The organism is Streptomyces sp. NPDC005303 (assembly GCF_040607335.1).
Lineage (GTDB): Bacteria > Actinomycetota > Actinomycetes > Streptomycetales > Streptomycetaceae > Streptomyces.
Genome location: NZ_JBEXGM010000012.1, coordinates 40,826 through 66,887 on the forward strand (window position 1 = coordinate 40,826; position 26,062 = coordinate 66,887).

Genomic DNA, 26,062 nt, shown 5'->3' on the forward strand with positions numbered 1-26,062 from the left:
ACTTAGTGTCCTGTTCAGAAGACTCCAGGGAACAGACACACTGGTAACCCTAAACTTCAGCGTTAGGGTTCGGGTCGGCGCTACGGACCGTCCCATTCGGCATCAGTCGACGGATCGCGAGGCAGCAGTGCTTCGTCGGTCCGGCGACACGTAACTCGAGGCGAGAGGCCTTCGACGTGGCAGCACCGCAGAACTACCTCGCAGTCATCAAAGTCATCGGTGTCGGCGGCGGTGGTGTCAATGCCATCAACCGGATGATCGAGGTCGGTCTCAAGGGCGTCGAGTTCATCGCCATCAACACCGACGCGCAGGCGCTGTTGATGAGCGACGCCGACGTCAAGCTCGACGTCGGCCGCGAACTCACCCGCGGACTCGGCGCCGGCGCCAACCCGGCCGTCGGACGCAAGGCCGCAGAGGACCACCGCGAGGAGATCGAGGAGGTCCTCAAGGGGGCCGACATGGTCTTCGTGACGGCCGGTGAAGGCGGCGGCACCGGCACCGGCGGCGCGCCCGTCGTGGCCAACATCGCCCGCTCCCTCGGCGCCCTCACCATCGGCGTGGTCACCCGCCCGTTCACCTTCGAGGGCCGGCGCCGCGCCAACCAGGCCGAGGACGGCATCGCGGAACTCCGCGAAGAGGTCGACACCCTCATCGTCATCCCCAACGACCGGCTGCTGTCCATCTCGGACCGCCAGGTCTCGGTGCTCGACGCCTTCAAGTCGGCCGATCAGGTCCTGCTCTCCGGTGTCCAGGGCATCACCGACCTCATCACCACCCCCGGCCTGATCAACCTCGACTTCGCCGACGTCAAGTCGGTCATGTCCGAGGCCGGTTCGGCGCTCATGGGTATCGGCTCGGCCCGCGGCGACGACCGCGCGGTGGCCGCCGCCGAGATGGCGATCTCCTCGCCGCTCCTGGAGGCGTCCATCGACGGCGCCCGGGGCGTGCTGCTCTCCATCTCCGGCGGCTCCGACCTCGGCCTGTTCGAGATCAACGAGGCGGCCCAGCTGGTCAGCGAGGCCGCCCACCCCGAGGCCAACATCATCTTCGGTGCGGTCATCGACGATGCCCTCGGCGACGAGGTCCGCGTCACCGTGATCGCCGCCGGCTTCGACGGGGGCCAGCCGCCGACCCGCCGGGAGACGGTCATGGGGTCCTCCTCGGCCCCGGCCCGCCGCGAGGAGCCCACTCCGGTACGGCAGACCGAGAGCCGTCCGTCCTTCGGCTCGCTCGGCAGCGTCACGCCGAAGGAGGACCCGGAGCCCGCACCCGAGCCGGCCGCCGACCTCCCGGTCGCCCCGCCCGTCCCGCCGTCCCGGACCTACTCGGACAGCGCGGCCGAGGAGCTGGACGTGCCGGACTTCCTGAAGTGACAAGTCGGCGCGAGAGCGTGAGCGGCGCGCACTTCGCCTTCACCGACCGGTGGGGCGGGGTGAGCGCCGCTCCGTATGCGGAGCTCAACCTCGGCGGGGCGGTCGGCGACGACCCCGAGGCCGTACGGACCAATCGTGAACTGGCCGCCAAGTCGCTCGGACTCGATCCCGCCCGGGTGGTCTGGATGAACCAGGTGCACGGGGCGGATGTCGCGGTGGTCTCGGAGCCGTGGGGCGAGAAGCCGGTGCCCCGGGTCGACGCGCTCGTCACCGCCGAACGCGGTCTCGCCCTCGCCGTCCTCACCGCCGACTGCACCCCGGTGCTGCTCGCCGACCCGGTCGCCGGGATCGTCGCGGCGGCCCACGCGGGCCGGCCCGGCATGGTGGCCGGTATCGTCCCGGCCGCGCTACGCGCGATGACCGAACTCGGCGCCGATCCGGCCCGGATCGTCGCCCGCACCGGACCCGCGGTCTGCGGCCGGTGCTACGAAGTGCCCGAGGAGATGCGCGCCGATGTCGCCGCCGCCGAACCCGCGGCGCACGCCGAAACGAGTTGGGGCACTCCCGCGGTCGACGTGACCGCCGGAGTGCACGCCCAGCTCGACCGGCTCGGGGTGTGCGACCGGCAGCAGTCGCCGGTGTGCACGCTGGAGTCGGCCGACCACTTCTCGTACCGCCGCGATCGCACCACGGGGCGACTCGCGGGATATGTCTGGCTGGACTGATGGGGCATGACGGACCGTAAGGACGAACTCGCCGCGAATCTGGCGAAGGTGGAGGAGCGCATCGCCGCCGCGTGCGCGGCCGCCGGGCGACGGCGGGAAGAGGTGACCCTCATCGTGGTCACCAAGACCTACCCCGCGAGCGATGTGCGGATTCTCTCCGAGCTCGGGGTGCGTCACGTGGCCGAGAACAAGGACCAGGACGCGGCACCCAAGGCCGCCGAATGCGCGGATCTGCCCCTTACTTGGCACTTTGTTGGCCAATTGCAGACCAACAAGGTGCGATCTGTTGTGGGTTACGCGGATCTCGTGCAGTCCGTCGATCGTTCGAAGTTGGTGACGGCTCTCTCCAAGGAGGCCGTGAAGGCCGAGCGTGAAGTGGGCTGCCTGATCCAGGTCGCTCTCGACGCCGGTTCGAGCGAGCGAGGGGAGCGGGGTGGTGTGGCGCCGGGCGGGATCGAGGAGTTGGCGGATCTCGTGTCCCGGGCTCCGGGGTTGCGGCTCGACGGGTTGATGACCGTCGCCCCGCTCACCGGGGAGTACGCGGGACGCGAACAGGCGGCGTTCGAGCGGTTGATGGATTTGTCGACCGACCTGCGCCGAGCTCATCCTGCTGCGAACATGGTCTCGGCAGGGATGAGTGCGGACCTCGAACAGGCCGTGGCGGCCGGAGCGACACATGTGCGCGTCGGCACCGCGGTACTCGGAGTCCGCCCCAGGCTCGGGTAACGTCGCCAAGAAGTCGGACCACAGCAGAAAATATGGTCATTACCGCCGCAAGGCGGTCATAACGACCTCGTGGATCGCGGGCACTTGGCAGTCGTCAGCCGATCCACCACAGAGCGGAGGACTCAGAGAATGGCCGGCGCGATGCGCAAGATGGCGGTCTACCTCGGCCTCGTGGAGGACGATGGGTACGACGGCCGCGGTTTCGACCCCGACGACGACTTCGAACCGGAACTCGATCCGGAGCCCGAGCGGGACCGCCGACGGCATGAGCCGTCTCACCAGTCACATCAGGCACTTCAGCCTGAAAGGGACGAATCGGTCAGAGTTGTGCAGAGCTCGGTGCCGCGCGACCCGTTGCCCCGATCCTCTTCGCTCGCCGCGGAATCGGTGCGTCCCGCGCGCATCGCGCCCGTGGCATCCATCACACAAGAGCGCGCCAGCCTGGAGAAGAACGCACCGGTGATCATGCCCAAGGTCGTGTCGGAACGAGAGCCTTACCGGATCACCACGCTTCACCCCCGGACCTACAACGAGGCCCGTACCATCGGGGAACACTTCCGTGAGGGCACCCCGGTGATCATGAATCTGACTGAGATGGATGACACAGACGCCAAGCGACTTGTCGACTTTGCGGCCGGTTTGGTGTTTGGTCTTCACGGCAGCATCGAGCGGGTGACGCAGAAGGTGTTCCTGTTGTCGCCTGCTAACGTCGATGTCACGGCGGAGGACAAGGCCCGCATCGCAGAGGGCGGGTTCTTCAACCAGAGCTGAGAAGCAACAATCGGAACGAAGTATGAACAGGGGAGAGGGAAAGACAGACCATGAGCGTGTTCGCGCAGGTGATCTACATCGCGCTGATGGTGTTCCTCATCGTGCTCATCTTCCGGTTGGTCATGGACTACGTCTTCCAGTTCGCCCGCTCGTGGCAACCCGGCAAGGCGATGGTGGTCGTTCTGGAGGCCACCTACACTGTCACCGATCCACCGTTGAAGCTTCTGCGGCGGTTCATCCCGCCGCTGCGTCTCGGGGGCGTGGCGCTCGACCTGTCCTTCTTCGTGCTGATGATCATCGTCTACATCCTCATCTCCGTCACGGGAAACCTGGCGAGGTGACTGTGGACGATACGGTCTTGCCGACTGCCGATGACTACGTTGAGGTGAAGAGATGCCGTTGACCCCCGAGGACGTGCGGAACAAGCAGTTCACGACCGTCCGCCTCCGAGAAGGCTATGACGAGGACGAGGTCGATGCCTTCCTCGACGAGGTCGAAGCCGAACTGACCCGCCTGCTGCGCGAGAACGAGGACCTGCGCGCCAAGCTGGCCGCGGCGACGCGTGCTGCTGCCCAGAACCAGCAGAACATGCGCAAGCCCCCGGAGCAGCAGGACCAGCAGGGTGGCATGCCCGGACAGGGAATGCCGCAACAGGGCATGCGTGGACCTGGTCCCGGTGCCCCTGTACCCGCCGGCATATCGGGTCCGCCGCAGCAGCAGATGGGTGGCCCCATGGGAGGCCCGCCCCAGCTGCCGAGCGGAGCGCCGCAGCTGCCCGCCGGTCCCGGCGGTGGCCAGGGCGGCCCGCAGGGGCCCGGTCCGATGGGCCAGGGTCCCATGGGTCAGGGTCCGATGGGCCAGGGCCAGATGGGTCAGGGTCAGATGGGCCAGGGCCAGATGGGTCAGGGCACCATGGGCGGTCAGCCGCCCATGCAGCAGCAGATGGGTGGCCCGATGGGCGGCCCCATGGGTGGCCCGATGGGCGGCCCCGGTCAGGGCCCCGGTGGCGACAGTGCCGCCCGAGTCCTCTCGCTGGCCCAGCAGACCGCCGACCAGGCGATCGCGGAGGCCCGTTCCGAGGCCAACAAGATCGTCGGCGAGGCGCGTTCGCGTGCCGAGGGTCTCGAGCGCGACGCCCGTGCCAAGGCCGACGCCCTGGAGCGGGACGCGCAGGAGAAGCACCGCGTCGCGATGGGCTCCCTGGAGTCCGCCCGCGCCACGCTGGAGCGCAAGGTCGAGGACCTGCGCGGCTTCGAGCGCGAGTACCGCACGCGTCTGAAGTCGTACCTCGAGTCGCAGCTGCGTCAGCTGGAGACCCAGGCCGACGACTCGCTGGCTCCGCCGCGTACCCCGGCGACCGCGTCGCTGCCGCCGTCCCCGGCGCCCTCCATGGCTCCGGCCGGTGCGAGCGCGCCGTCGTACGGTGGCAACCAGGGCATGGGCGGCGGTCCTTCGCAGGCCGGTCCGTCGTACGGCGGCCAGCAGCAGATGTCGCCCGCGATGACCCAGCCGATGGCGCCGGTGCGGCCGCAGGGTCCCGGTCCGATGGGACAGGCTCCCTCGCCCATGCGTGGCTTCCTCATCGACGAGGACGACAACTGACGGCCTCTAGTACGCCTTAGGCGTCGGCAGCGTTCAGGGAGGGGCCCCGGATTTCGATCCGGGGCCCCTCCCTTTTACGCGTGTTGATCACGGTGTCGCGGACACGAAGAAGGCCCGGCCCCCCCGCCCTCGGGGGAACCGGGCCGTCTTCGTCGGTGCTACGCCTTGCGCAGGCGGAACGTCAGCGACAGGCCCTCGTCGGTGAACGGGGTGCCATAGGTGTCGTCCGCCTCGCCCTGGGCGAAGTCCGTCGCCAGGACCTCGTCGGCGATCAGGGAGCTGTGCTCGGACAGGGCCGCGATCACGGCCGGGTCGGTCGCCGTCCAGCGGAGCGCGATGCGGTCGGCCACATCGAGGCCGCTGTTCTTGCGCGCCTCCTGGATCAGGCGGATCGCGTCACGGGCGAGGCCCGCCTGGCGGAGCTCCTCTGTGATCTCCAGGTCCAGGGCCACCGTCGCACCGGAGTCGGACGCCACCGACCAGCCCTCGCGCGGAGTCTCCGTGATGATCACCTCGTCGGGAGCGAGGGTGATCGTCTCGCCGTCGACCTCCACCGATGCCGTGCCCTCGCGCAGGGCGAGGGACAGCGCGGCCGCGTCGGCGTTCGCGACGGCCTTGGCAACGTCCTGGACGCGCTTGCCGAACCGCTTGCCGAGCGCGCGGAAGTTGGCCTTCGCCGTGGTGTCGACCAGGCTGCCGCCGACCTCGCTGAGGGAGGCGAGCGCGCTCACGTTCAGCTCGTCCGTGATCTGCGCGTGCAGTTCGCGGTCGAGGGAGTCGAAGCCGGTGGCTGCGATGAGCGCCCGGGACAGCGGCTGACGGGTCTTCACGCCCGACTCCGCGCGCGTGGCACGGCCCAGCTCGACGAGCCGGCGCACCAGGACCATCTGCCTGGACAGCTCCGGGTCGATCGCGGAGAGGTCCGCCTCCGGCCAGGAGGCCAGGTGCACCGACTCCGGGGCGCCCGGGGAGACCGGCACGACCAGGTCCTGCCAGACCCGCTCGGTGATGAACGGGGTCAGCGGGGCCATCAGCTTGGTGACCGTCTCGACGACCTCGTGCAGGGTGCGCAGCGCGGCCTTGTCGCCCTGCCAGAAGCGGCGCCGGGACCGGCGTACGTACCAGTTGGACAGGTCGTCGACGAACGCCGAGAGGAGCTTGCCGGCGCGCTGGGTGTCGTACGACTCCAGGGACTGGGTCACCTGGTCGGTCAGCGCGTGGAGTTCGGACAGCAGCCAGCGGTCCAGGACCGGGCGGTCGGCCGGAGCCGGGTCCGCCTCGCTGGGCGCCCAGTTCGACGTACGGGCGTACAGGGCCTGGAAGGCGACCGTGTTCCAGTAGGTGAGGAGGGTCTTCCGCACCACCTCCTGGATCGTGCCGTGGCCCACCCGGCGGGCCGCCCACGGGGAGCCGCCGGCCGCCATGAACCAGCGCACCGCGTCGGCGCCGTGCCGGTCCATCAGCGGGATCGGCTCCAGGGTGTTGCCCAGGTGCTTGGACATCTTGCGGCCGTCCTCGGCGAGGATGTGGCCGAGGCAGACGACGTTCTCGTACGACGACTTGTCGAAGACCAGGGTGCCGACGGCCATCAGCGTGTAGAACCAGCCGCGCGTCTGGTCGATGGCCTCGGAGATGAACTGGGCCGGGTAGCGGGACTCGAACAGTTCCTTGTTCTTGTACGGGTAGCCCCACTGCGCGAACGGCATCGAACCCGAGTCGTACCAGGCGTCGATGACCTCCGGCACGCGCGTGGCCGTCTTCTGGCACTGGGGGCAGGCGAAGGTGACGTCGTCGATGAACGGGCGGTGCGGGTCCAGCTCGGAGTGGTCCGTGCCGGTCAGCCCGGTGAGCTCCGCGCGGGAGCCGACGACGGTGAGGTGGTCGTCCTCGCAGCGCCAGATCGGCAGCGGGGTGCCCCAGTAGCGGTTGCGGGACAGCGCCCAGTCGATGTTGTTCTGCAGCCAGTCGCCGAAGCGGCCGTGCTTGACCGTGTCCGGGAACCAGTTGGTGTTCTCGTTCTCCTGGAGGAGGCGGTCCTTGATGGCCGTGGTGCGGATGTACCAGGACGGCTGCGCGTAGTAGAGGAGCGCGGTGTGGCAGCGCCAGCAGTGCGGGTAGCTGTGCTCGTACGGGATGTGCCGGAAGAGGAGGCCGCGCTGCTGGAGGTCCTCGGTGAGCTTTTCGTCCGCCTTCTTGAAGAAGACGCCGCCTACGAGGGGGACGTCCTCCTCGAAGGTGCCGTCGGGGCGGACCGGGTTGACCACGGGCAGGCCGTAGGCGCGGCAGACCTTGAGGTCGTCCTCACCGAAGGCGGGGGACTGGTGGACCAGGCCCGTACCGTCCTCGGTCGTGACGTACTCGGCGTTGACCACGTAATGGGCCGGCTCCGGGAACTCCACGAGCTCGAACGGACGTTGATAGGTCCAGCGCTCCATCTCGGCGCCGGTGAAGGACTGGCCGGTGGTCTCCCAGCCCTCGCCGAGGGCCTTGGCGAGCAGCGGCTCGGCGACGACGAGCTTCTCCTCGCCGTCGGTCGCGACGACGTAGGTGACCTCCGGGTGCGCGGCGACCGCCGTGTTGGACACCAGGGTCCAGGGGGTCGTCGTCCACACCAGGAGCGCTGCCTCGTCGGCGAGCGGACCGGAGGTGAGCGGGAAACGGACGTACACGGACGGGTCCACGACCGTCTCGTAGCCCTGCGCCAGCTCGTGGTCGGACAGGCCGGTGCCGCAGCGGGGGCACCAGGGGGCGACGCGGTGGTCCTGGACCAGCAGGCCCTTGTTGAAGATCTCCTTCAGCGACCACCAGACGGACTCGATGTACTCCGGGTCCATCGTGCGGTACGGGTCCTGGAGGTCGGTCCAGTAGCCCATGCGGGTCGTGAGCGCCTCGAAGGCGTCGGTGTGGCGGGTCACGGACTCGCGGCACTTGGCGTTGAACTCGGCGATGCCGTACGCCTCGATGTCCTTCTTGCCGCTGAAGCCGAGCTCCTTCTCGACCGCCAGCTCCACCGGGAGGCCGTGGCAGTCCCAGCCGGCCTTGCGGTCCACGTGGTAGCCGCGCATGGTGCGGAAGCGGGGGAAGACGTCCTTGAAGACGCGCGCCTCGATGTGGTGGGCGCCCGGCATGCCGTTGGCGGTGGGCGGGCCCTCGTAGAACACCCACTCGGGGCGGCCCTCGGACTGCTCCAGGGTCTTGGCGAAGATCTTCTGTTCGCGCCAGAAGTCGAGCACCGCGTGCTCGAGCGCGGGCAGGTCGACCTGGGCGGGCACCTGGCGGTACGTCGGCGTTGTCATCAGCGAGCTTCCTCCGGCGGACTTGCTGCCTTCCGTCCGGAGGGACGAGAGTCCGTGCGCCGGTTTCGGCGCGCTCCCGCGGTACCACCCTCCTTGGCCCGCCGACGCCTGGTGTGCGTCGGTGAGCCCCCTCATTGGGGTCGCGATGCCGGGTCTACCGGCCCTGGTGGCCCGTGGGCGGAGCCCACTGGTCCAAGGCTTTCTTCCGGCGGCTCCGGGGTGATCTTCGCGTCGCGCTCACCCCCGGGCTTCCACCGTCCCCGGGTCGCTCTGGGCTGCGTACGCCGCTACTCGTCCCCATCCACGCTTTTCGCTCCGCCCAGTGTACGGCGCCCCGGGGACAGTGGCCGACCGCTTTTCCGGGGCCGGGCGCGGAGGCCGCCGTAGGGCCGGAGGTGACCCGAATGGAGCGGCACGGCTGTTCGGATTGCGGGACGGACGGTTCGGCGGATTACCCGGCGGGGAGCTGGGCACAACGCATGCATGCTTCCCGCCCCGCGCGCGCGGGGCGGGCGAATCGGGCGGCGTGCCCCGTTGCCGCGGGACTCAAGTCGATTTATCGTCCCAGCACGATTCGCGTGCAAGATCACAATATGTGAAGGGGCCGCGGCATGGTGGCGAAGAAGACCGCCGTACAGCAGTCGGCGTCGGGCCGGTCCACCCATGCCCGTGCCTCCGGCGGCGAGGCCAAGGACGCGGGCGGGAAGAAGAGTGCGCGCGGGGTGTCCTCCGGGGGCGCCGGGGCGACTGCGGCGTCCGCGGCGTCCGGCAAGAGTGCTGCGGCCAAGGCTGTGAAAGCGGTCGGAGCGGCGGCGAAGAGCGTCGCGAAGAAGGCCGGCGTCAAGAGCACGCGCGCGGGTGCCGAGAGGGCCGTGGCGAAGAAGGCGGCGCCCGGGAAGGCCGCGGGCTCCAGGGCGGCTCCAGGCGGGCAGGCGGCTGCCGGGGACGAGGTCTCGGCCGGGGGACCGGCGGCCGAGCCGCCTGTCGGCGGGTCGGCGGAGGCCACCAAGGGCGTCGGCAAGGCCTCGGTCACCAGGAAGGCGGCGGTCACCAAGAAGGCGGCGGTCACCAAGAAGTCCGCTGTCACCAAGAAGGCGGCCGCCAAGGAGGCTGGGGTCCCCGAGAAGGCGGTCAGGAAGGCTGTGGTCACCGAGAAGGCGGTCAAGGAGGCTGTGGTCACCGAGAAGGCGGTCGCCGAGAAGTCCGCGGCCGCGAAGAAGTCCGCGGCCGCCAAGAAGAAGGCGGTCACGAAGAAGGCCGCCGCCAAGCGCACGACCGCGACGAAGTCCGCGGCCAGGAGCACGGCCGCGACAAAGGCCGGGGCCAACAGCACGGCCGCGACCAAGACCGCGGGGAAGAAGACGGCCGTGGCGGACACCGCGGTCGAGGAGACGGTCGCCACGGAGGCCGGTGTCCCGCAGGGGGATGCCGGGCAGGGCACCTCCGGGAAGAACACCCTCGGGAAGAGGGCGGCCAGGAAGAGCACGGCCAAGAAGGCGGGCGCGGCCGAGGCCGCGAAGCAGACGGGAGCCACGACTGTGGTTGCGAAGAAGACCCCTGGCACGGCCACAGCGGCGAAGACCGCCCTACCCAACGCGCGTGTCGCCGCGGTGGAGCCCGGCGAACTCGCGGTGCGCCCGGGTGAGGACCCGTGGACGCCCGAAGAGGTCGCGGAGGCCCGCGCCGAGCTGACGGCCGAGGCCCTGCGGCTGCGCACCGAGATCGCCACCTCGGAGGAGTCCCTGGTCGGGCTCATGCGGGACTCCGGGGACGGCGCCGGCGACGACCAGGCCGACACCGGGACCAAGAACATCACGCGCGAGAGCGAGATGGCCCTCGCGGCCAACGCGCGCGAGATGCTCACCCAGACCGAGCGCGCCCTGGGACGGCTCGACGCCGGCACCTACGGCCTGTGCGAGAACTGCGGCAACCCCATCGGCAAGGCGCGCATGCAGGCCTTCCCGCGCGCGACCCTGTGCGTGGAGTGCAAGCAGAAGCAGGAACGCCGGTACTGAGGGTGCTTGGCGGCGTGTCGTACCCTCGTCCTCAGTCAGGTACCTAGGTCGAGGGACTCACGTGGCAGAGGCGGAGCGCATCATCGGTACGCCGGATACCCCAGAGGCGGCGGGGGCCGAGCCGGAGCAGGACCAGACGGCGCGGCCCCGGGGCAGGCGCCGTATCGCCGTGCTGTTCGGCGTGGCCGCGTTCGCGTACGCCCTCGACCTGGTCAGCAAGATGATCGTGGTCGCCAGGCTGGAGCACCACGAGCCGATCGAGATCATCGGGGACTGGCTGAAGCTCGAGGCGATCCGCAACGCGGGCGCGGCCTTCGGCTTCGGTGAGGCCTTCACCGTGATCTTCACGGTGATCGCGGCGGCCGTGATCGTGGTCATCGCGCGGCTCGCCCGCAAGCTCTACAGCCTCCCCTGGGCGATCGCCCTCGGGCTGCTGCTCGGTGGCGCGCTCGGCAACCTCACCGACCGGCTCTTCCGTTCGCCCGGCGTGTTCGAGGGCGCGGTCGTCGACTTCATCGCGCCCAAGCACTTCGCCGTCTTCAACCTCGCCGACTCGGCGATCGTGTGCGGCGGCATCCTGATCGTGCTGCTGTCCTTCAGGGGGCTGGACCCGGACGGGACCGTCCACAAGGACTGAGCGCGCGGTCGGGGCTGTCTCACCCGTCCGGCATACTCGACGGGTGAGCACCATTCCCGAGATCCGCACCCTGCCCGTGCCCGACGGCCTGGAGGGCGAGCGCGTCGACGCCGCCATCTCCCGCATGTTCGGCTTCTCCCGGACCAAGGCGGCCGAGCTCGCCGCCTCGGGGAAGGTCTTGGTCGACGGGTCGGTGGTCGGGAAGTCCGAGCGGGTGCACGGCGGGGCCTGGCTGGAGGTCGAGATGCCGCAGGCGCCCGCGCCGGTGCAGATCGTCGCCGAGCCGGTCGAGGGCATGGAGATCGTCCATGACGACGACGACGTGGTCGTGATCGTCAAGCCGGTCGGTGTGGCCGCGCACCCGTCGCCGGGCTGGACCGGGACGACCGTGATCGGTGGGCTGGCCGCCGCCGGGTACCGCATCTCGACCTCCGGTGCCGCCGAGCGCCAGGGCATCGTGCACCGGCTTGACGTGGGCACCTCGGGGCTGATGGTCGTGGCCAAGTCGGAGCGGGCGTACACCTCGCTCAAGCGGCAGTTCAAGGAGCGCACGGTCGACAAGCGGTACCACACGCTCGTCCAGGGCCACCCGGACCCGACCAGCGGCACCATCGACGCGCCCATCGGCCGCCACCCCAACCACGACTACAAGTGGGCGGTCACCGCCGAGGGCAAGCCGTCCGTCACGCACTACGACCTCATCGAGGCGTTCCGCGCGGCCTCCCTGCTCGACGTGAAGCTGGAGACCGGGCGCACCCACCAGATCCGCGTGCACATGGCGGCCCACCGCCACCCCTGCGTCGGCGACCTGACGTACGGCGCCGACCCGACGCTCGCCAAGCGGCTGCGACTGACCCGGCAGTGGCTGCACGCCGTGCGGCTCGGCTTCGAGCACCCCGGCGACGGGGAGTGGGTCGAGTTCGCCAGCGACTACCCGGAGGACCTCCAGCAGGCCCTGGACCTGGTGCGTGAGGAGACCTACGGGTGAGCACGCGCGCGTACGAGGTGCGGGTCGCCGAGGACCCCGCCGACCGTGAGGCCTGCTTCACGGTGCGCAAGGAGGTCTTCGTCGGTGAGCAGGGCGTGCCCGAGGACATCGAGTACGACGCCTACGACGCCGTAGCGGTGCATGTGCTGGCCGTGCGGGAGGACGGGGTGCCGCTCGGGACCGGGCGGCTGCTGTCCGGCGAGGCGGCGGCCGGGAAGACCGGCGGTGACGCGTCGGTGGGGTCGCTGGGGCGGCTTGCGGTGACCCAGGAGGCGCGGGGGCTCGGGGTCGGGGCCGCACTCGTGCGGGCCGTCGAGGACGCGGCACGCGCGCGGGGGCTGACGGCTGTGGATCTGCACGCCCAGACGCACGCGCTGGGGTTCTACGAGCGGCTGGGGTACGTGGCGTACGGGCCCGAGTTCCCGGACGCGGGGATACCGCACCGGGCCATGCGGCGGGTTCTCTGACCCTCGGCGGGAGCGGCGGTCGGGAGGGTTCGGGCGTTTTGCGGGCAGACTGAAGTGACCGATGTTCTGTCGATCTGCCCGGAGTTCTGACCGTGGATCAGCTGGCCCTGTTGTTCGTGTTGTTGCTGGGGGCTCTGATCAGTGTCCCAGTGGGGGACCGTTTCGGGTTGCCGGCGCCGGTGCTGATGACGCTGCTCGGCATAGTGCTCGCGGTGCTGGACTTCGTACCGAATGTCGACATCCCGCCCGAGCTGATCCTGCCCATCCTGTTGCCGCCCCTTCTCTACGCGGCGGTGCGGCGCACTTCCTGGCGCCAGTTCACGGCCAACAAACGGCCGATCTTCCTGCTCGCCGTCGCGCTCGTGTTCGTGACGACCCTGTGCGTCGCCGTCGTCGCCCACGCGATCGTGCCCGGGCTGCCGATCGCCGCCGCCGTCGCGCTCGGCGCGTTGGTCGCGCCGCCCGACCCGGTCGCCGCGACCGCCGTAGCGGGCCAACTTGGGCTGCCCCGAAGGCTGGTGTCCATCCTGGAGGGCGAGGGCCTCTTCAACGACGTCACGGCGATCGTGCTCTACCACGTGGCCGTCGCCGCGGCCGTCAGCGGCTCGTTCAAGGCCGGGGAGGCCGGCCTGGAGTTCGTGCTCTCCGCGGTGGTCGCCGTCGCCGTGGGGCTCGCGCTGGGCTGGGGTGCCAACAAGCTGATGGATCTGCTGGGCGACGCCACCCTCCAGATCGGCCTGACGGTCCTCGTGCCGTACGCCTCCTACGTGCTCGCCGAGGAGCTGCACGGCTCCGGGGTGCTCGCCGTGCTGACCACCGCCCTGTTCCTCGCCGAGTACGGCAGCGACGCCGACGACGTGATGACCCGACTGGCCGGGCACACCTTCTGGGACATCGTCGACACGCTCGTCACCGGGGTGGCCTTCGGGCTCATCGGGCTCGAACTGCACAACGCGATCCGGACCGCGTCCGGCCGCTGGGGCGAGATGCTCGGCTGGGCCGCGACGATCGTGGCCGTGGTCGTGTTCGTGCGGCTCGCCTGGCTGATGCCGGCCACCTGGCTCACCAAGCGGATGCACGCGAAGCGGGACTACAGCGAGGAGATCCCGACCAGTTGGCGGGAGACCGTCATCATGTGGTGGTCCGGGATGCGGGGCGTGGCGTCGGTGGCACTGGCACTGGCCATTCCGCTGGAGACGGACTCGGGGGCGGGCTTTCCCGACCGGGACGAGATCGTCTTCATCGCGTTCGGTGTGATCATGGCCACACTGGTGCTCCAGGGGCTGACCCTGCCGTGGCTGGTGAGGCGACTGGGCGTGCAGGCCGACACCGAGCGGGAGAAGGAGTTCGAGAAGGCCCTCGCGGCCCGTGCGGCGAAGGCGGCCAAGCGGCGGCTGCGGGAGATCGAGGCCGTGGAGGAGCTGCCGGAGGAGCTGGCCGAGCAGATGCAGCGGCGGGCGTTCGAGATCGGCGTGCGGATCCATCCCGAGATGGGGGACGAGGAGCGGCGCGAGGCCCGGCGGCGGCTCAAGCGGGTGCGGCGGATCCAGGGCGAGCTGCTGAGCGCGGCGCGGCACGAGGTGCTGGCGGCGCGGAGCGAACCGGGGGCCGACCCCGAGGTCGTGGACCGGGTGCTGCGGCACCTGGACGTCCGTAGTCTGCGCTGAGTCCGCGGAGAACCGGGGTGAAATCGCCAAGCCCCTGTTTGTAGGCTGCGGTTATGGCTCGCAACGTAGTGATCAGCGGTGGCGGCACGGGAATCGGGCTCGCAGCGGCGCAGGTCTTCGCCGCGGAGGGTGACAGGGTGCTGCTGCTCGGGCGGCGCGCCGAGGTGCTGGAGAAGGCCGGGGTACCCGGGGCGTTGACGTACGCCACCGATCTCGCCGACGTCGACCAGGTGCGCGGGGTCGTCGGCTTCGTGGAGCGCGAACTCGGGGCCGTGGACGTGCTGATCCACAGTGCCGGGGGCACCGGGCAGCTCGAACCGCCCGCCGACCTCTCCGATCCGCTCGACGCCGTCGCCCACAACTGGACCGTGAACTTCCGGCTCAATCTGCTGACCGCGGCGCTGCTCACCGAGGGACTGAAGGACCGGCTCGCCTCCCCGGGCGGCCGGGTGCTGTTCGTCAGCTCCATCGCCGCCTACCGGGGGTCCGGGAGCGGGGCGTACGCGGCGGCCAAGGCGGGGCTGCATCCGTACGCCCATGATCTGGCGCGGGAGTTGGGGCCGCGCGGGATCACGGCGAACGTGGTGGCGCCGGGGTATGTCGAGGACACGGAGTTCTTCGGTCCGGCCATCGATCCTGCTCGGCGGGAGCGGCTCATCGGTGACACGTCCACCGGGCGGGCCGGGACGCCGGGGGACATCGCGGCCACGCTTCACTGGCTGGCGTCGCCTGGAGCCGGGCATGTGACTTCGCAGGTGGTGCAGGTCAACGGTGGGGCGGAGAGGGGGCATTGACCGGTCGGTAGGCGGGTGCGGGTCCGTCGTGGCCGGTCGCGCCCGCGCACCGGTAGCTGCACATGGACGCGGCCCCGCGCCCCCGGGGTGGGTGCGGCTACGAAGTCGGGACGGGCCCGTTGCCACGCGGCGGACGGTCCGCCGCGTGACGCCGGGGCGGGCCCGGCAGCCGGGTGAGGCCAGGGGCCCGGTAGGCGTGCCGGGTCGGTATGGGGCTTCAGTCGTGCCGCGACGGGGCGGGGGTCACCCGCGGCCTGTTCGAGGGGGCTCGTGGGGGCCGCCGACGGTCGCGCCGTCGGAGTTGTGGCCGTTCCGTCGGTCGCCGTCCCGCCGGAACCCCGGCGCCAGCGTCGCGTCCGCCGTGTTGACCCGCGGCAGGGCGTACGGGTGGTTGTCGGTGAGCCAGCGGATCATCTGCTCGCGGACCGTGACCCGTACCGTCCAGATGTCGTCGGCGTCCTTGGCGGTCACCAGGGCACGCACCTGCATGGTGTTGGGGGTGGTGTCGGTGACGGCGAGGCCGTAGTCGCGGCCGTCCCAGGCGGGGCACTCGCGCAGGATGTCCCGCAGGCGCTCGCGCATCAGCTCCACAGGGGCCGTGTGATCGACGTGCCAGTAGACGATGCCGGTCATCTGCGGGGTGCCGCGCGACCAGTTCTCGAACGGCTTCGAGGTGAAGTACGACACCGGCATGGTGATCCGGCGCTCGTCCCAGGTCCGAACCGTCAGGAAGGTCAGCGTGATCTCGTCGACGGTGCCCCACTCGCCGTCCACCACCACGGTGTCACCGATGCGCACCATGTCGCCGAAGGCGATCTGCAGCCCGGCGAACATGTTGCTCAGCGTCGACTGGGCGGCCACACCGGCGACGATGCCGAGGATTCCGGCCGAGGCCAGCAGCGAGGCACCGGCCGCGCGCATCGCCGGGAACGTCAGCAGCATCGCGGCCACCGCCATCACACCGACGACCGCGGCGACCACCCTCGTGATCAGCGTGACCTGGGTGCGCACCCGGCGGACCCGGGCGGCGTCGTGATGGGCGCGGGCGTAGCGGGTGTACGTCGTCTCCACTATGGCGGCGGCGATCCGGATCACCAGCCAGGCGGTCGCCCCGATGAGGACCAGCGTCAGCGTCTGCCCGATGCCGGCGCTGTGCCCCTCCAGCACCCTCGCCTCGTCGTACGCCCCTCTCAGCATCGCCGCGCACAGCACGAGCATGTAGGGGATGCGGCCACGGCGCAGCAGACCCCAGAGCGGGGTCTCGCTGTGCCGGTCGTCGGCCTTGCGCAGCAGACGGTCGGTGGCCCACCCGATCAGCAGTGTGAGCAGCACTGAGCCGCCGACCACGATCAGTGGGCGGAGTACGTTCTCCATGACCCCGAACCTAACCGGCCCGGGGGAGTCATGAACATGTGACTTCTGCCCCGAAGTGGGTACGGGCCCCGGCCGTGCCCGTGGAACGGCACTGTCGGTGCAGGCTGGCACCATGGCCTCATGAACATCGTGCTCTTTCACTCGACCCACGGCCTCAGGCCCGCCGTCCGTCAGGCCGCCGACCGGCTGCGGGAGGCCGGTCACGAGGTGTGGACGCCGGACCTCTTCGAGGGGCGCACCTTCGAGACGGTCGAGGAGGGCATGGCCTTCAACGAGGAGATCGGCAAGGACGAACTGCTCAAGCGGGCAGTCCTGGCCGCCGCGCCCTACTCCGAGCGCGGTCTCGTCTACGCCGGATTCTCACTCGGCGCCTCGATCGCGCAGACCCTCGCCCTCGGCGACGAGAAGGCACGCGGACTGCTGCTCCTGCACGGCACTTCGGACATCGCGCCGAACGCGACCGCGGACGACCTGCCGGTCCAGCTGCACGTGGCCGAGCCCGACCCCTTCGAGACCGACGACTGGCTGAGCGCCTGGTATCTCCAGATGGGCCGCACCGGCGCCGACGTGGAGGTCTACCGGTACGCCGGGGCCGGCCACCTCTACACCGACCCCGGCCTGCCGGACTACGACGAGGAGGCCGCCGAGGCCACCTGGCGGGTGGCCCTCGGCTTCCTGGAGACGCTCTAGCCGGCTACTCGGAGACGCTCTGGCCCGGCTTCTTCGAGACGGTCTAGACGGGGGTGTACGTCCGCTCGACCTTCTGTGTGCCGCTCCGCGTGCGGTACGAACGCGCCCAGGACGAGGTCGCGTTGGCCTTGGTCTTGTCGGACAGCACGTAGTAGTCCATCTGCGCCCGGTCGGCCGTGATGTCCAGGACGCCGTAGCCGTGCCGGTCGGTGTCGACCCAGTGGACATGCCGGTTGGCGACCTGGATGACCGGCGCCGCGAGCGCGGTGACCGTGCCCTCGGGGACCTTCAGGAGGTCGTCGAGGTTGTCCGAGGTCACCGAGGTGACGACGAACTCCGTGGCGGCCGAGGCCGACAGCGGATAGGTACCGGCGTCCACCGGCACGTCGTTGGCCCAGGCCATGTGGATGTCGCCGGTCAGGAAGACGGTGTTGCGGATGGCGTTGGAGCGCAGGTGGGCCAGGAGTTCGCGGCGGTCGTCGGTGTAGCCGTCCCACTGGTCGGGGTTGAGGGCGAGGCCCTCCTTCGGCAGGCCCAGCAGCTCGGCGAGCGGCCTGAGCAGATCGGCGGAGAGCGAGCCGATCGCGAAGGGCGAGATCATCACGGAGTTGCCGACCAGCCGCCAGGTCGTGTCGGAGGACTTCAGCCCCGTCTTGAGCCAGTCCAGCTGGGCCCGGCCGGTGATGGTGCGGTCCGGGTCGTCGACCGAGCCGTTGCCCACGGCGACCTGCTGCGAGCGGAAGGACCGCAGGTCGAGCAGCGAGAGGTCGGCGAGCTTGCCGAAGCGCAGCCGGCGGTAGGTGGTGCCCGCGAGCGCCGGGCGCACCGGCATCCACTCGAAGTAGGCCTGCTTGGCGGCGGCCTGACGGGCCGACCAGGCACCCTCCGTGCCCTCGGTGTGGTTCTCGGCACCGCCCGACCAGGCGTCGTTGGCGAACTCGTGGTCGTCCCAGATCGCGACGACGGGGGCGACCGCGTGCAGGGCCTGGAGATCCGGGTCGGTCTTGTACTTGCCGTGCCGGATCCGGTAGTCGGCGAGGGTGAGGATCTCGTGGGTCGGCGCGTGCTGCCGTACGACGGTGTCGCGCGTGCCGTAGCCGCCGGTGCCGTACTCGTAGATGTAGTCACCCAGGTGCAGCCAGGCGTCCAGGTCGCCGCGGGCCGCGAGGTGGCGGTAGGAGGAGAAGTAACCGGCCTCCCAGTTGGCGCAGGAGACCACGCCGAAGCGGAGGTTCGTGACGGCCGCGTCCGCCGCCGGCGCGGTGCGGGTGCGCGCCGCCGGGGAGTCGGTGCCACCGGCCGAGAAGCGGAACCAGTAGTCGGTCGCGGGCGCGAGGCCGCGCACGTCCGCCTTGACCGTGTGGTCGGAGGCGGCGGTCGCGGTGACGGAACCCTTGGCGACGACGGTCGTGAAGGCCTTGTCCCTGGCGACGACCCAGCCGACCTCGGTGTCGGGGCCGAGCCCGGAACCGGGTACGGCCTCGGCGGCCGGGGTCACCCGGGTCCACAGCAGGATGCCGTCCGGGAGCGGGTCGCCGGAGGCCACACCGTGCAGGAAGGCCGGGGCCTCGACCGCGCCGGCCGGCCAGGCGGCGGCGAGCGGGGCGCCCAGGACAGCAGTGGCCGCCGCGGCCTTGACGACCGTACGGCGGCGCGGGGACGGGGAGTTGCTCCCGGCTGTGCTCTGTCTACTAGTCACGGCCGATCAGGTTACTGATCGGTATGAACGAGGGCGGGCGAACTCATGAAAGTTCGCCCGCTCTTTGCCCGAAGAGTTCGGGGATCAGCCCTTCAGCGCCGCCTCCAGCGCCGTGTTGAAGTCGGCGACCGTCATCGGTGCGCTCTTGCCGTCGGAACCGGTCAGGTTCTTGCCGTCCATCCTCAGGGTCGGAGTGCCGGTCGCGCCGTCCTTGTTGAACTTCTCGGACATGTCCAGGGCCCACTTGTCGTAGGTGCCGTTCTTCACGGCGTTCTGGAAGGTCTTGTTGTCCTTCAGCTCCGGGACGGTCTGCGCGATCTTGATGAGGTAGGCGTCGTCCTTGAACTTGTCGGGGCCGCTCTCCTCGGGGTGCCACTTCGTGGAGTACATCGCGGTCTTGTACTTCAAAAACGCCTCGGTGCTGACGTTCAGCGCCGCGCCGAGGGCGCTGAGGCCGTTCTTGGAGCCCTCGCCGCCGAGGTTGCCGTCGAGGAAGGTGGCGCCGACGTACTGGAGCTTGAACTTGCCGTCCTCGACGTCCTTGTCGACGGTCGAGCCGACGGTCTGCTCGAACTGGGCGCAGACGGGGCAGCGCGGGTCCTCGTACATGACCAGGGTCTTCTTGGCGGTGCTCTTGCCGATGACGACCGTCGTGCCGTTGGCGCCCGTGCTGTTGGCCGGCTTGACGAGCTTGTCGTTCTTGGCCTCTTCCCAGTAGCTGGGTTTGTTGTTCTGGACGACCGCGTAGCCGATGCCGCCGGCTATCGCCAGGACGCCGACGACGGAGCAGGCGACGATGACCTGCCGCTTGACCTTGTCGCGCTTGGCCTGGCGCTCGCGCTCCTGGCGCAGCCGCTCACGGGCGGCGGTCTTCGAGGCCTGGCTGTTCCGCTTGCTCATGGTGGTGTTCTCCATCAAGGGGACGCGCACACGGGGTGTGCGGGGATACGTAGGTCGGGACTGGTGGTGCGCGGCGGCTGTGGCGAGCGGGTGAGGCTCAGGCGACAGCGACCGAGCACGGCGGTCCACGCCGTCCCAGGGAGTGCACGAGGATCTCGTCGAGTACGACGGACGTACGGCGGCCGGGGCGCACCGGACGGGCAGGTTCCGGCGCCGACCGCACGGTCAGCGCGGCGGCCGCCAGCAGCAGCGGCCGGAAGGTCGTGGTGGCGACGGCCCGCAGCAGCTGGGCCAGGGCCCGCTCACCGCGGCGCAGCCAGGCGGCCGCGATCAGGCCCACGCAGACATGGGCGCCCAGCAGCAGCCAGGCGGTTTGTGGGTCGGCGTGGGCGAGCAGCCCGCCGAGCCGGCCGGGGTCGGTGCCGGTCATCCGGGCCAGCGGTGAGCCGACGCTGGTGCCGTCACCGCAGAACACGTCCCAGCCGACCGAGCGCAGCGGGCCCGCGACGGGGCCGCCCGCGGCGCCGTAGCAGACGTGCTGGCCGGTGGTGAAGACGGTGTCGGCGGCGAGCTCCAGCGGGATCAGCACGACGGCGATCCGCCCGAAGCCGCGCTCCCGGCCGGCCAGCGCGTAGCTGAGGGCGAACACGGCGGCGGCGACCGCCGCCACCGTGTTGAGCGGCAGGGGAGCCCGGGACAGCAGCACGTGCGACGCGGTGCTGAGCGTCACGACGAGTGCCGTGAACAGCGCCGCGCGGAGCGCTCGTAGCTGGGTCCCGGATATGTCCATAGCGTGGAGAGTGTGTCACGCGGGCCTGTAAGGGACCCCTAAAGAATCCCTGTGAGCGGCCCTATCGTTATCGACAGTGGTATGGGGCCTGTCACAGGCCGGGGATACGGCCGTTGCGGAACAGGTCGACGAAGGTCTGGTGGTCGGCACGCGCGCGTGCGCCGTAGCTGTGCGCGAAGTCGACCAGGAGGCCCGCGAAGCCGTCCTCGTCGGCCGCGATCGCCGCGTCGATGGCCCGCTCGGTGGAGAACGGCACCAGGGACTCGCCGGAGGTGTCGTCGGCCGCCGCGTGCATGGTGGCCGTGGCCCGGCCGAGGTCGGCGACGACCCCCGCGATCTCCTCCGGGTCGTCGATGTCGCCCCAGTCCAGATCCACCGCGTACGGCGAGATCTCCGCGACCAGCTGGCCCGCGCCGCCCAGTTCGGTCCAGCCCAGCCACGGGTCGGCGTGCTGCTGGAGGGCGCGCTGGGAGATCACCGTGCGGTGGCCCTCGTGCTGGAAGTAGTCGCGGATCGCCGGATCGGTGATGTGCCGGGAGACGGCCGGGGTCTGGGCCTGCTTGATGTAGATCACCACGTCGTTCTCCAGGGCGTCGGTGTGCCCTTCGAGAAGGATGTTGTACGACGGCAGCCCGGCCGAGCCGATGCCGATGCCGCGGCGACCGACGACGTCCTTGACGCGGTAGGAGTCCGGGCGGGACAGGGACGCCTCCGGGAGGGTCTCCAGATAGCCGTCGAAGGCCGCGAGCACCTTGTAGCGGGTGGCCGCGTCCAGCTCGATGGAGCCGCCGCCCGGCGCGAAGCGGCGCTCGAAGTCGCGGATCTCCGTCATCGACTCCAGAAGGCCGAAGCGCGTCAGCGAGCGGGCGTCGCGCAGCGCGTCCAGGAGGGGGCCCTCAGCGGTGTCCAGCGTGAAGGGCGGCACCTCGTCGCTCTTGGCGCCGGTGGCCAGGGCGTGGATCCGCTCGCGGTACGCGCCCGCGTACACCTCCACCAGCTCGGTGATCTGCTCGTCGCCGAGCGCCTTGGCGTACCCGATCAGCGCGACGGAGGCGGCGAAGCGCTTGAGGTCCCAGGTGAAGGGGCCGACGTAGGCCTCGTCGAAGTCGTTGACGTTGAAGATCAGCCGGCCGTTGGCGTCCAGGTACGTGCCGAAGTTCTCCGCGTGCAGGTCGCCGTGGATCCACACGCGCGAGGTGCGCTCGTCCAGGTACGGGCCGCCCCTCTTCTCGGCGTCGAGGTCGTGGTAGAAGAGGCACGCCGTACCGCGGTAGAACGCGAACGCCGAGGCCGCCATCTTCCGGAACTTCACGCGGAACGCGGCCGGATCGGCGGCCAGGAGCTCGCCGAAGGCGGTGTCGAAGACAGCGAGAATCTCCTCGCCGCGGTGCTCGTCCTTGAGCTGCGGAACCGACATCGCGGGGTGCCTCCTGGTACATGTGTACGACAGCGTTTCTGTCGTCTCTCCAACGGGCGGGTCCCGGCGAAAGTGCCCGCGACCCTCGTTGTGAAGGTACGCGGGGCGGCCCCTTGAGTGTCAGTGCCGAGGCATAGACTTCGACGCTGTCCCCCGAACTGTCCGCCCGTCTGTCGTCGAGTGTTTTCCATGGAGGCCACGCCGTGTCAAAGCCGCCGTTCACGCACCTGCACGTCCACACCCAGTACTCCCTGCTGGACGGTGCCGCGCGGCTCAAGGACATGTTCGACGCGTGCAACGAGATGGGCATGAGCCACATCGCCATGTCCGACCACGGCAACCTGCACGGGGCGTACGACTTCTTCCACTCGGCGAAGAAGGCCGGGGTCACCCCGATCATCGGGATCGAGGCGTACGTCGCGCCCGAGTCCCGGCGCAACAAGCGCAAGATCCAGTGGGGCCAGCCGCACCAGAAGCGGGACGACGTCTCCGGTTCGGGTGGTTACACCCACAAGACGATGTGGGCCGTGAACTCGACCGGCCTGCACAACCTCTTCCGGCTCTCCTCCGACGCCTACGCCGAGGGCTGGCTGCAGAAGTGGCCCCGGATGGACAAGGAGACGATCTCCCAGTGGTCCGAGGGGATCGTCGCCTCCACCGGCTGCCCCTCCGGCGAACTCCAGACGCGGCTGCGTCTGGGCCAGTACGACGAGGCACTGAAGGCGGCCGCCGACTACCAGGACATTTTCGGCAAGGACCGCTACTTCCTGGAGCTGATGGACCACGGCATCGAGATCGAGCACCGGGTCCGCGACGGTCTCCTGGAGATCGGCAAGAAGCTCGGCATCCCCCCGCTGGTCACCAACGACTCGCACTACACGTACGCGCACGAGTCGGTGGCCCACGACGCCCTGCTGTGCATCCAGACCGGCAAGAACCTCTCCGACCCGGACCGCTTCAAGTTCGACGGCACCGGCTACTACCTGAAGTCCACGGAGGAGATGTACGCCATCGACTCCTCGGACGCCTGGCAGGAGGGCTGCGCCAACACCCTCCTGATCGCCGAGATGGTCGACACCACCGGCATGTTCGAGGCCAAGAACCTCATGCCGAAGTTCGACATCCCCGACGGCTACACCGAGGTCACCTGGTTCAAGGAGGAGGTCCGCCGCGGCATGGAGCGCCGCTTCCCCGGCGGCATCCCCGAGGACCGCCAGCGGCAGGTCGAGTACGAGATGGACGTCATCATCCAGATGGGGTTCCCGGGCTACTTCCTCGTGGTCGCCGACTTCATCATGTGGGCCAAGAACAACGGCATCGCGGTCGGCCCCGGCCGAGGCTCCGCGGCCGGCTCGATCGTCGCCTACGCCATGGGCATCACCGACCTCGACCCGATCCCGCACGGCCTGATCTTCGAGCGGTTCCTCAACCCCGAGCGCGTCTCCATGCCCGATGTCGACATCGACTTCGACGAGCGCAGGCGCGTCGAGGTGATCCGGTACGTGACCGAGAAGTACGGCGCCGACAAGGTCGCCATGATCGGCACCTACGGCAAGATCAAGGCCAAGAACGCGATCAAGGACTCCGCGCGCGTCCTTGGCTACCCGTACGCGATGGGCGACCGCATCACCAAGGCCATGCCCGCCGACGTCCTCGGCAAGGGCATCGACCTCAACGGCATCACCGACCCCTCGCACCCCCGCTACTCGGAGGCGGGCGAGGTCCGCGGGATGTACGAGAACGAACCGGACGTGAAGAAGGTCATCGACACCGCCAAGGGCGTCGAGGGCCTGGTCCGGCAGATGGGCGTGCACGCCGCCGGCGTGATCATGTCCAGCGAGACCATCACCGAGCACGTGCCCGTCTGGGTCCGGCACACCGACGGCGTGACCATCACGCAGTGGGACTATCCGAGCTGTGAGTCGCTCGGCCTGCTGAAGATGGACTTCCTCGGCCTGCGCAACCTGACGATCATGGACGACGCCGTCAAGATGGTGAAGTCCAACAAGGGCATCGACCTGGAGCTGCTGAGCCTCCCGCTGGACGATCCGACGACCTTCGAACTCCTCCAGCGCGGCGACACCCTCGGCGTCTTCCAGTTCGACGGCGGCCCCATGCGCTCCCTGCTGCGCCTGATGAAGCCCGACAACTTCGAGGACATCTCCGCCGTCTCCGCGCTCTACCGTCCCGGCCCGATGGGCATGGACTCGCACACCAACTACGCGCTGCGCAAGAACAAGCTCCAGGAGATCACCCCCATCCACCCGGAGCTCGAAGAGCCCCTCAGGGAGGTCCTGGACGTCACCTACGGCCTGATCGTCTACCAGGAGCAGGTGCAGAAGGCCGCCCAGATCATCGCCGGCTACTCGCTCGGCGAGGCCGACATCCTGCGCCGCGTGATGGGCAAGAAGAAGCCCGACGAGCTGGCGAAGAACTTCACCATCTTCCAGGCCGGCGCCCAGAAGAACGGCTACAGCGAAGAGGCGATCAAGGCCCTGTGGGACGTGCTGGTCCCCTTCGCCGGATACGCATTCAACAAGGCGCACTCCGCCGCGTACGGACTGGTGTCGTACTGGACCGCCTATCTGAAGGCCAACTACCCGGCCGAGTACATGGCCGCCCTGCTGACCTCGGTCAAGGACGACAAGGACAAGTCGGCCGTCTACCTCAACGAGTGCCGGCGCATGGGCATCAAGGTGCTCCCGCCGAACGTCAACGAGTCGGTGCACAACTTCGCCGCCCAGGGCGACGACGTGATCCTCTTCGGCCTGGAGGCGGTGCGCAACGTCGGCACCAACGTGGTCGAGTCGATCATCAAGAGCCGCAAGGCCAAGGGGAAGTACGCCTCCTTCCCCGACTACCTCGACAAGGTCGAGGCGGTCGCCTGCAACAAGCGCACCACCGAGTCGCTGATCAAGGCGGGCGCCTTCGACACCCTCGGGCACACCCGCAAGGGCCTCACCGCGCAGTACGAACCGATGATCGACAACGTGGTCGCGGTCAAGCGCAAGGAGGCCGAGGGCCAGTTCGACCTCTTCGGCGGGATGGGCGAGGAGGAGAGCGACGAACCCGGCTTCGGACTGGACGTCCAGTTCACCGAGGACGAGTGGGACAAGACCTATCTGCTCGCCCAGGAGCGGGAGATGCTCGGTCTCTACGTCTCCGACCACCCGCTCTTCGGCCTGGAGCACGTGCTGTCCGACAAGGCCGACGCGGGCATCGCCCAACTCACCGGCGGTGAGCACGCCGACGGCGCGGTCGTCACCATCGGCGGCATCATCTCGGGCCTCCAGCGCAAGATGACCAAGCAGGGCAACGCCTGGGCGATCGCCACCGTCGAGGACCTCGCCGGTTCCATCGAGTGCATGTTCTTCCCGGCGACCTACCAGCTGGTGTCGACCCAACTCGTCGAGGACGCCGTGGTGTTCGTCAAGGGCCGTCTCGACAAGCGCGAGGACGTGCCCCGTCTCGTCGCGATGGAGCTCCAGGTCCCCGACCTGTCCAACGCGGGCACCAACGCGCCCGTGATCCTCACCATCCCGGCGCTGAAGGTCACCCCGCCGATGGTCAGCAGGCTCGGTGAGATCCTCAGCCATCACAAGGGCGACAGCGAGGTCCGCATCAGGCTTCAGGGGCCCAGCAAGACGACGGTCCTGCGGTTGGACCGGCACCGGGTGAAGCCGGACCCCGCCCTCTTCGGTGACCTGAAGGTCCTGCTCGGGCCGTCCTGTCTGGCGGGCTGACCGACCCGGGCTCGGGACAGGCGAAGGGGCGCACTCCTGACGGAGTGCGCCCCTCTGTGTGCCTGGGTCTCAACAACCCTTTATGCAGATGTCAGTTGTGGCCGAAGCTTTTCTGCCGCCCCTTGCGGGCCACGTCGCCGGGGGTCACCTGCTGGGCATGCTGCTCGGTCGGCGTCTCCATCGAGGAGTGCTGGGGCTCCTGCCCGGCGCGCTCGGTCTGCGACGGCTTACGGTTCTGCTTCTTGTTCTTGGCCATGGGGATCTGCCTCCTGGGGAGTTCTAGGGGCCAGGGCCGGGACCAGATTCACATACGCTGACAGCAGGCGCATTTCGGATAATTACCGTGTGTGACAGGGAATGTCGCCGAGCGCTGCCCCGAAACGCCACG

At 69.6% G+C, this 26,062-nt stretch carries 21 protein-coding genes; 14 read left to right on the top strand and 7 right to left on the bottom strand.

The annotated features are described in order from the left end of the window. Nucleotides 1–176: 176 nt before the first annotated feature. From ftsZ to ABZT93_RS19060, 6 genes are all read left to right on the top strand, one after another. Complete coding sequence (gene ftsZ, locus ABZT93_RS19035) at nt 177–1,373, top strand: cell division protein FtsZ (protein ID WP_356105832.1); 1,197 nt, start codon at nt 177–179, stop codon at nt 1,371–1,373. Next, nucleotides 1,370–2,098 carry a peptidoglycan editing factor PgeF gene (pgeF, locus tag ABZT93_RS19040; RefSeq protein ID WP_356105834.1) on the top strand — a complete coding sequence of 243 codons (729 nt, stop codon included), beginning with the start codon at nt 1,370–1,372 and terminating at the stop codon, nt 2,096–2,098. The genes ftsZ and pgeF overlap by 4 nt, the downstream gene beginning before the upstream one ends. Nucleotides 2,099–2,104: 6 nt before the next feature. Further along, entirely contained in the window at nt 2,105–2,824 is a 720-nt protein-coding gene (locus ABZT93_RS19045) for a YggS family pyridoxal phosphate-dependent enzyme (RefSeq protein ID WP_356105836.1), read from the top strand. A 129-nt stretch (nt 2,825–2,953) separates the two neighbouring features. Further along, nucleotides 2,954–3,595, top strand: coding sequence for a cell division protein SepF (gene sepF, locus ABZT93_RS19050; RefSeq protein ID WP_356105837.1), 642 nt, complete (start codon nt 2,954–2,956; stop codon nt 3,593–3,595). A 50-nt stretch (nt 3,596–3,645) separates the two neighbouring features. Beyond that, nucleotides 3,646–3,936, top strand: a complete 291-nt coding sequence (locus tag ABZT93_RS19055) for a YggT family protein (RefSeq protein ID WP_007381412.1) — start codon at nt 3,646–3,648, stop codon at nt 3,934–3,936. 52 nt (nt 3,937–3,988) lie between these two features. Further along, nucleotides 3,989–5,197 (top strand): DivIVA domain-containing protein, encoded by a 1,209-nt coding sequence (locus ABZT93_RS19060; protein WP_356105839.1) that lies wholly within the window; start codon nt 3,989–3,991, stop codon nt 5,195–5,197. A gap of 158 nt (nt 5,198–5,355) precedes the next feature. Here ABZT93_RS19060 and ileS read toward each other — a convergent pair whose 3' ends face one another. After that, nucleotides 5,356–8,493, bottom strand: a complete 3,138-nt coding sequence (ileS, locus tag ABZT93_RS19065; protein ID WP_356105841.1) for an isoleucine--tRNA ligase — start codon at nt 8,491–8,493, stop codon at nt 5,356–5,358. 611 nt (nt 8,494–9,104) lie between these two features. Between ileS and ABZT93_RS19070 the strand changes: the two genes are divergently transcribed. From ABZT93_RS19070 to ABZT93_RS19095, 6 genes are all read left to right on the top strand, one after another. Further along, on the top strand, nt 9,105–10,508 hold the full coding sequence (locus ABZT93_RS19070; RefSeq protein WP_356105842.1) for a TraR/DksA C4-type zinc finger protein: 1,404 nt from the start codon (nt 9,105–9,107) through the stop codon (nt 10,506–10,508). A gap of 61 nt (nt 10,509–10,569) precedes the next feature. Then, on the top strand, nt 10,570–11,145 hold the full coding sequence (lspA, locus tag ABZT93_RS19075; protein WP_356105844.1) for a signal peptidase II: 576 nt from the start codon (nt 10,570–10,572) through the stop codon (nt 11,143–11,145). A 43-nt stretch (nt 11,146–11,188) separates the two neighbouring features. Then, entirely contained in the window at nt 11,189–12,133 is a 945-nt protein-coding gene (locus ABZT93_RS19080) for an RluA family pseudouridine synthase (protein ID WP_356105846.1), read from the top strand. Continuing rightward, nucleotides 12,130–12,600 carry a GNAT family N-acetyltransferase gene (locus ABZT93_RS19085; RefSeq protein ID WP_356105848.1) on the top strand — a complete coding sequence of 157 codons (471 nt, stop codon included), beginning with the start codon at nt 12,130–12,132 and terminating at the stop codon, nt 12,598–12,600. The genes ABZT93_RS19080 and ABZT93_RS19085 overlap by 4 nt, the downstream gene beginning before the upstream one ends. Before the next feature lie 92 nt (nt 12,601–12,692). Further along, a complete protein-coding gene (locus ABZT93_RS19090; RefSeq protein ID WP_356105850.1) occupies nt 12,693–14,267 on the top strand; it encodes a Na+/H+ antiporter in 1,575 nt (524 codons plus the stop codon). Between the two features lie 53 nt (nt 14,268–14,320). Then, nucleotides 14,321–15,061 carry an SDR family oxidoreductase gene (locus ABZT93_RS19095; protein ID WP_356105851.1) on the top strand — a complete coding sequence of 247 codons (741 nt, stop codon included), beginning with the start codon at nt 14,321–14,323 and terminating at the stop codon, nt 15,059–15,061. 243 nt (nt 15,062–15,304) lie between these two features. Here the strand turns inward: ABZT93_RS19095 and ABZT93_RS19100 are convergent, their stop codons facing one another. Next, the gene (locus tag ABZT93_RS19100) at nt 15,305–16,435 is read right to left on the bottom strand and encodes a mechanosensitive ion channel domain-containing protein (protein ID WP_356105853.1); all 1,131 of its coding nucleotides are present in this window, start codon (nt 16,433–16,435) and stop codon (nt 15,305–15,307) included. Nucleotides 16,436–16,555: 120 nt separating this feature from the next. Here ABZT93_RS19100 and ABZT93_RS19105 point away from each other — a divergent pair, with 120 nt between their 5' ends. Next, nucleotides 16,556–17,125 (top strand): dienelactone hydrolase family protein, encoded by a 570-nt coding sequence (locus tag ABZT93_RS19105; RefSeq protein WP_356105855.1) that lies wholly within the window; start codon nt 16,556–16,558, stop codon nt 17,123–17,125. A gap of 43 nt (nt 17,126–17,168) precedes the next feature. Here ABZT93_RS19105 and ABZT93_RS19110 read toward each other — a convergent pair whose 3' ends face one another. From ABZT93_RS19110 to ABZT93_RS19125, 4 genes are all read right to left on the bottom strand, one after another. Further along, nucleotides 17,169–18,824, bottom strand: coding sequence for an alkaline phosphatase D family protein (locus tag ABZT93_RS19110; protein ID WP_356105857.1), 1,656 nt, complete (start codon nt 18,822–18,824; stop codon nt 17,169–17,171). Between the two features lie 84 nt (nt 18,825–18,908). Continuing rightward, nucleotides 18,909–19,724, bottom strand: coding sequence for a thioredoxin domain-containing protein (locus ABZT93_RS19115; protein WP_356105859.1), 816 nt, complete (start codon nt 19,722–19,724; stop codon nt 18,909–18,911). 97 nt (nt 19,725–19,821) lie between these two features. Further along, complete coding sequence (locus tag ABZT93_RS19120; RefSeq protein WP_356105861.1) at nt 19,822–20,514, bottom strand: hypothetical protein; 693 nt, start codon at nt 20,512–20,514, stop codon at nt 19,822–19,824. Between the two features lie 91 nt (nt 20,515–20,605). Then, complete coding sequence (locus tag ABZT93_RS19125; protein WP_356105863.1) at nt 20,606–21,931, bottom strand: DUF2252 domain-containing protein; 1,326 nt, start codon at nt 21,929–21,931, stop codon at nt 20,606–20,608. A gap of 203 nt (nt 21,932–22,134) precedes the next feature. Between ABZT93_RS19125 and dnaE the strand changes: the two genes are divergently transcribed. After that, on the top strand, nt 22,135–25,674 hold the full coding sequence (gene dnaE, locus ABZT93_RS19130; RefSeq protein ID WP_356105865.1) for a DNA polymerase III subunit alpha: 3,540 nt from the start codon (nt 22,135–22,137) through the stop codon (nt 25,672–25,674). A gap of 91 nt (nt 25,675–25,765) precedes the next feature. On the opposite strand, the gene ABZT93_RS19135 is transcribed toward dnaE, so the two are convergent. Continuing rightward, nucleotides 25,766–25,930, bottom strand: coding sequence for a hypothetical protein (locus ABZT93_RS19135; protein WP_356105867.1), 165 nt, complete (start codon nt 25,928–25,930; stop codon nt 25,766–25,768). Between the last annotated feature and the right edge of the window lie 132 nt (nt 25,931–26,062).

What these genes read in the sequence shown, in the direction of transcription:
- ABZT93_RS19045 (WP_356105836.1), top strand. Translation starts at nt 2,105, where the DNA reads ATGACGGACCGTAAGGACGAACTCGCCGCGAATCTGGCGAAGGTGGAG.
- sepF (WP_356105837.1), top strand. Translation starts at nt 2,954, where the DNA reads ATGGCCGGCGCGATGCGCAAGATGGCGGTCTACCTCGGCCTCGTGGAG.
- ABZT93_RS19055 (WP_007381412.1), top strand. Translation starts at nt 3,646, where the DNA reads ATGAGCGTGTTCGCGCAGGTGATCTACATCGCGCTGATGGTGTTCCTC.
- ABZT93_RS19060 (WP_356105839.1), top strand. Translation starts at nt 3,989, where the DNA reads ATGCCGTTGACCCCCGAGGACGTGCGGAACAAGCAGTTCACGACCGTC.
- ileS (WP_356105841.1), bottom strand. Translation starts at nt 8,493, where the DNA reads ATGACAACGCCGACGTACCGCCAGGTGCCCGCCCAGGTCGACCTGCCC.
- ABZT93_RS19070 (WP_356105842.1), top strand. Translation starts at nt 9,105, where the DNA reads ATGGTGGCGAAGAAGACCGCCGTACAGCAGTCGGCGTCGGGCCGGTCC.
- ABZT93_RS19095 (WP_356105851.1), top strand. Translation starts at nt 14,321, where the DNA reads ATGGCTCGCAACGTAGTGATCAGCGGTGGCGGCACGGGAATCGGGCTC.
- ABZT93_RS19100 (WP_356105853.1), bottom strand. Translation starts at nt 16,435, where the DNA reads ATGGAGAACGTACTCCGCCCACTGATCGTGGTCGGCGGCTCAGTGCTG.
- ABZT93_RS19105 (WP_356105855.1), top strand. Translation starts at nt 16,556, where the DNA reads ATGAACATCGTGCTCTTTCACTCGACCCACGGCCTCAGGCCCGCCGTC.
- ABZT93_RS19115 (WP_356105859.1), bottom strand. Translation starts at nt 19,724, where the DNA reads ATGAGCAAGCGGAACAGCCAGGCCTCGAAGACCGCCGCCCGTGAGCGG.
- ABZT93_RS19120 (WP_356105861.1), bottom strand. Translation starts at nt 20,514, where the DNA reads ATGGACATATCCGGGACCCAGCTACGAGCGCTCCGCGCGGCGCTGTTC.
- ABZT93_RS19125 (WP_356105863.1), bottom strand. Translation starts at nt 21,931, where the DNA reads ATGTCGGTTCCGCAGCTCAAGGACGAGCACCGCGGCGAGGAGATTCTC.
- ABZT93_RS19135 (WP_356105867.1), bottom strand. Translation starts at nt 25,930, where the DNA reads ATGGCCAAGAACAAGAAGCAGAACCGTAAGCCGTCGCAGACCGAGCGC.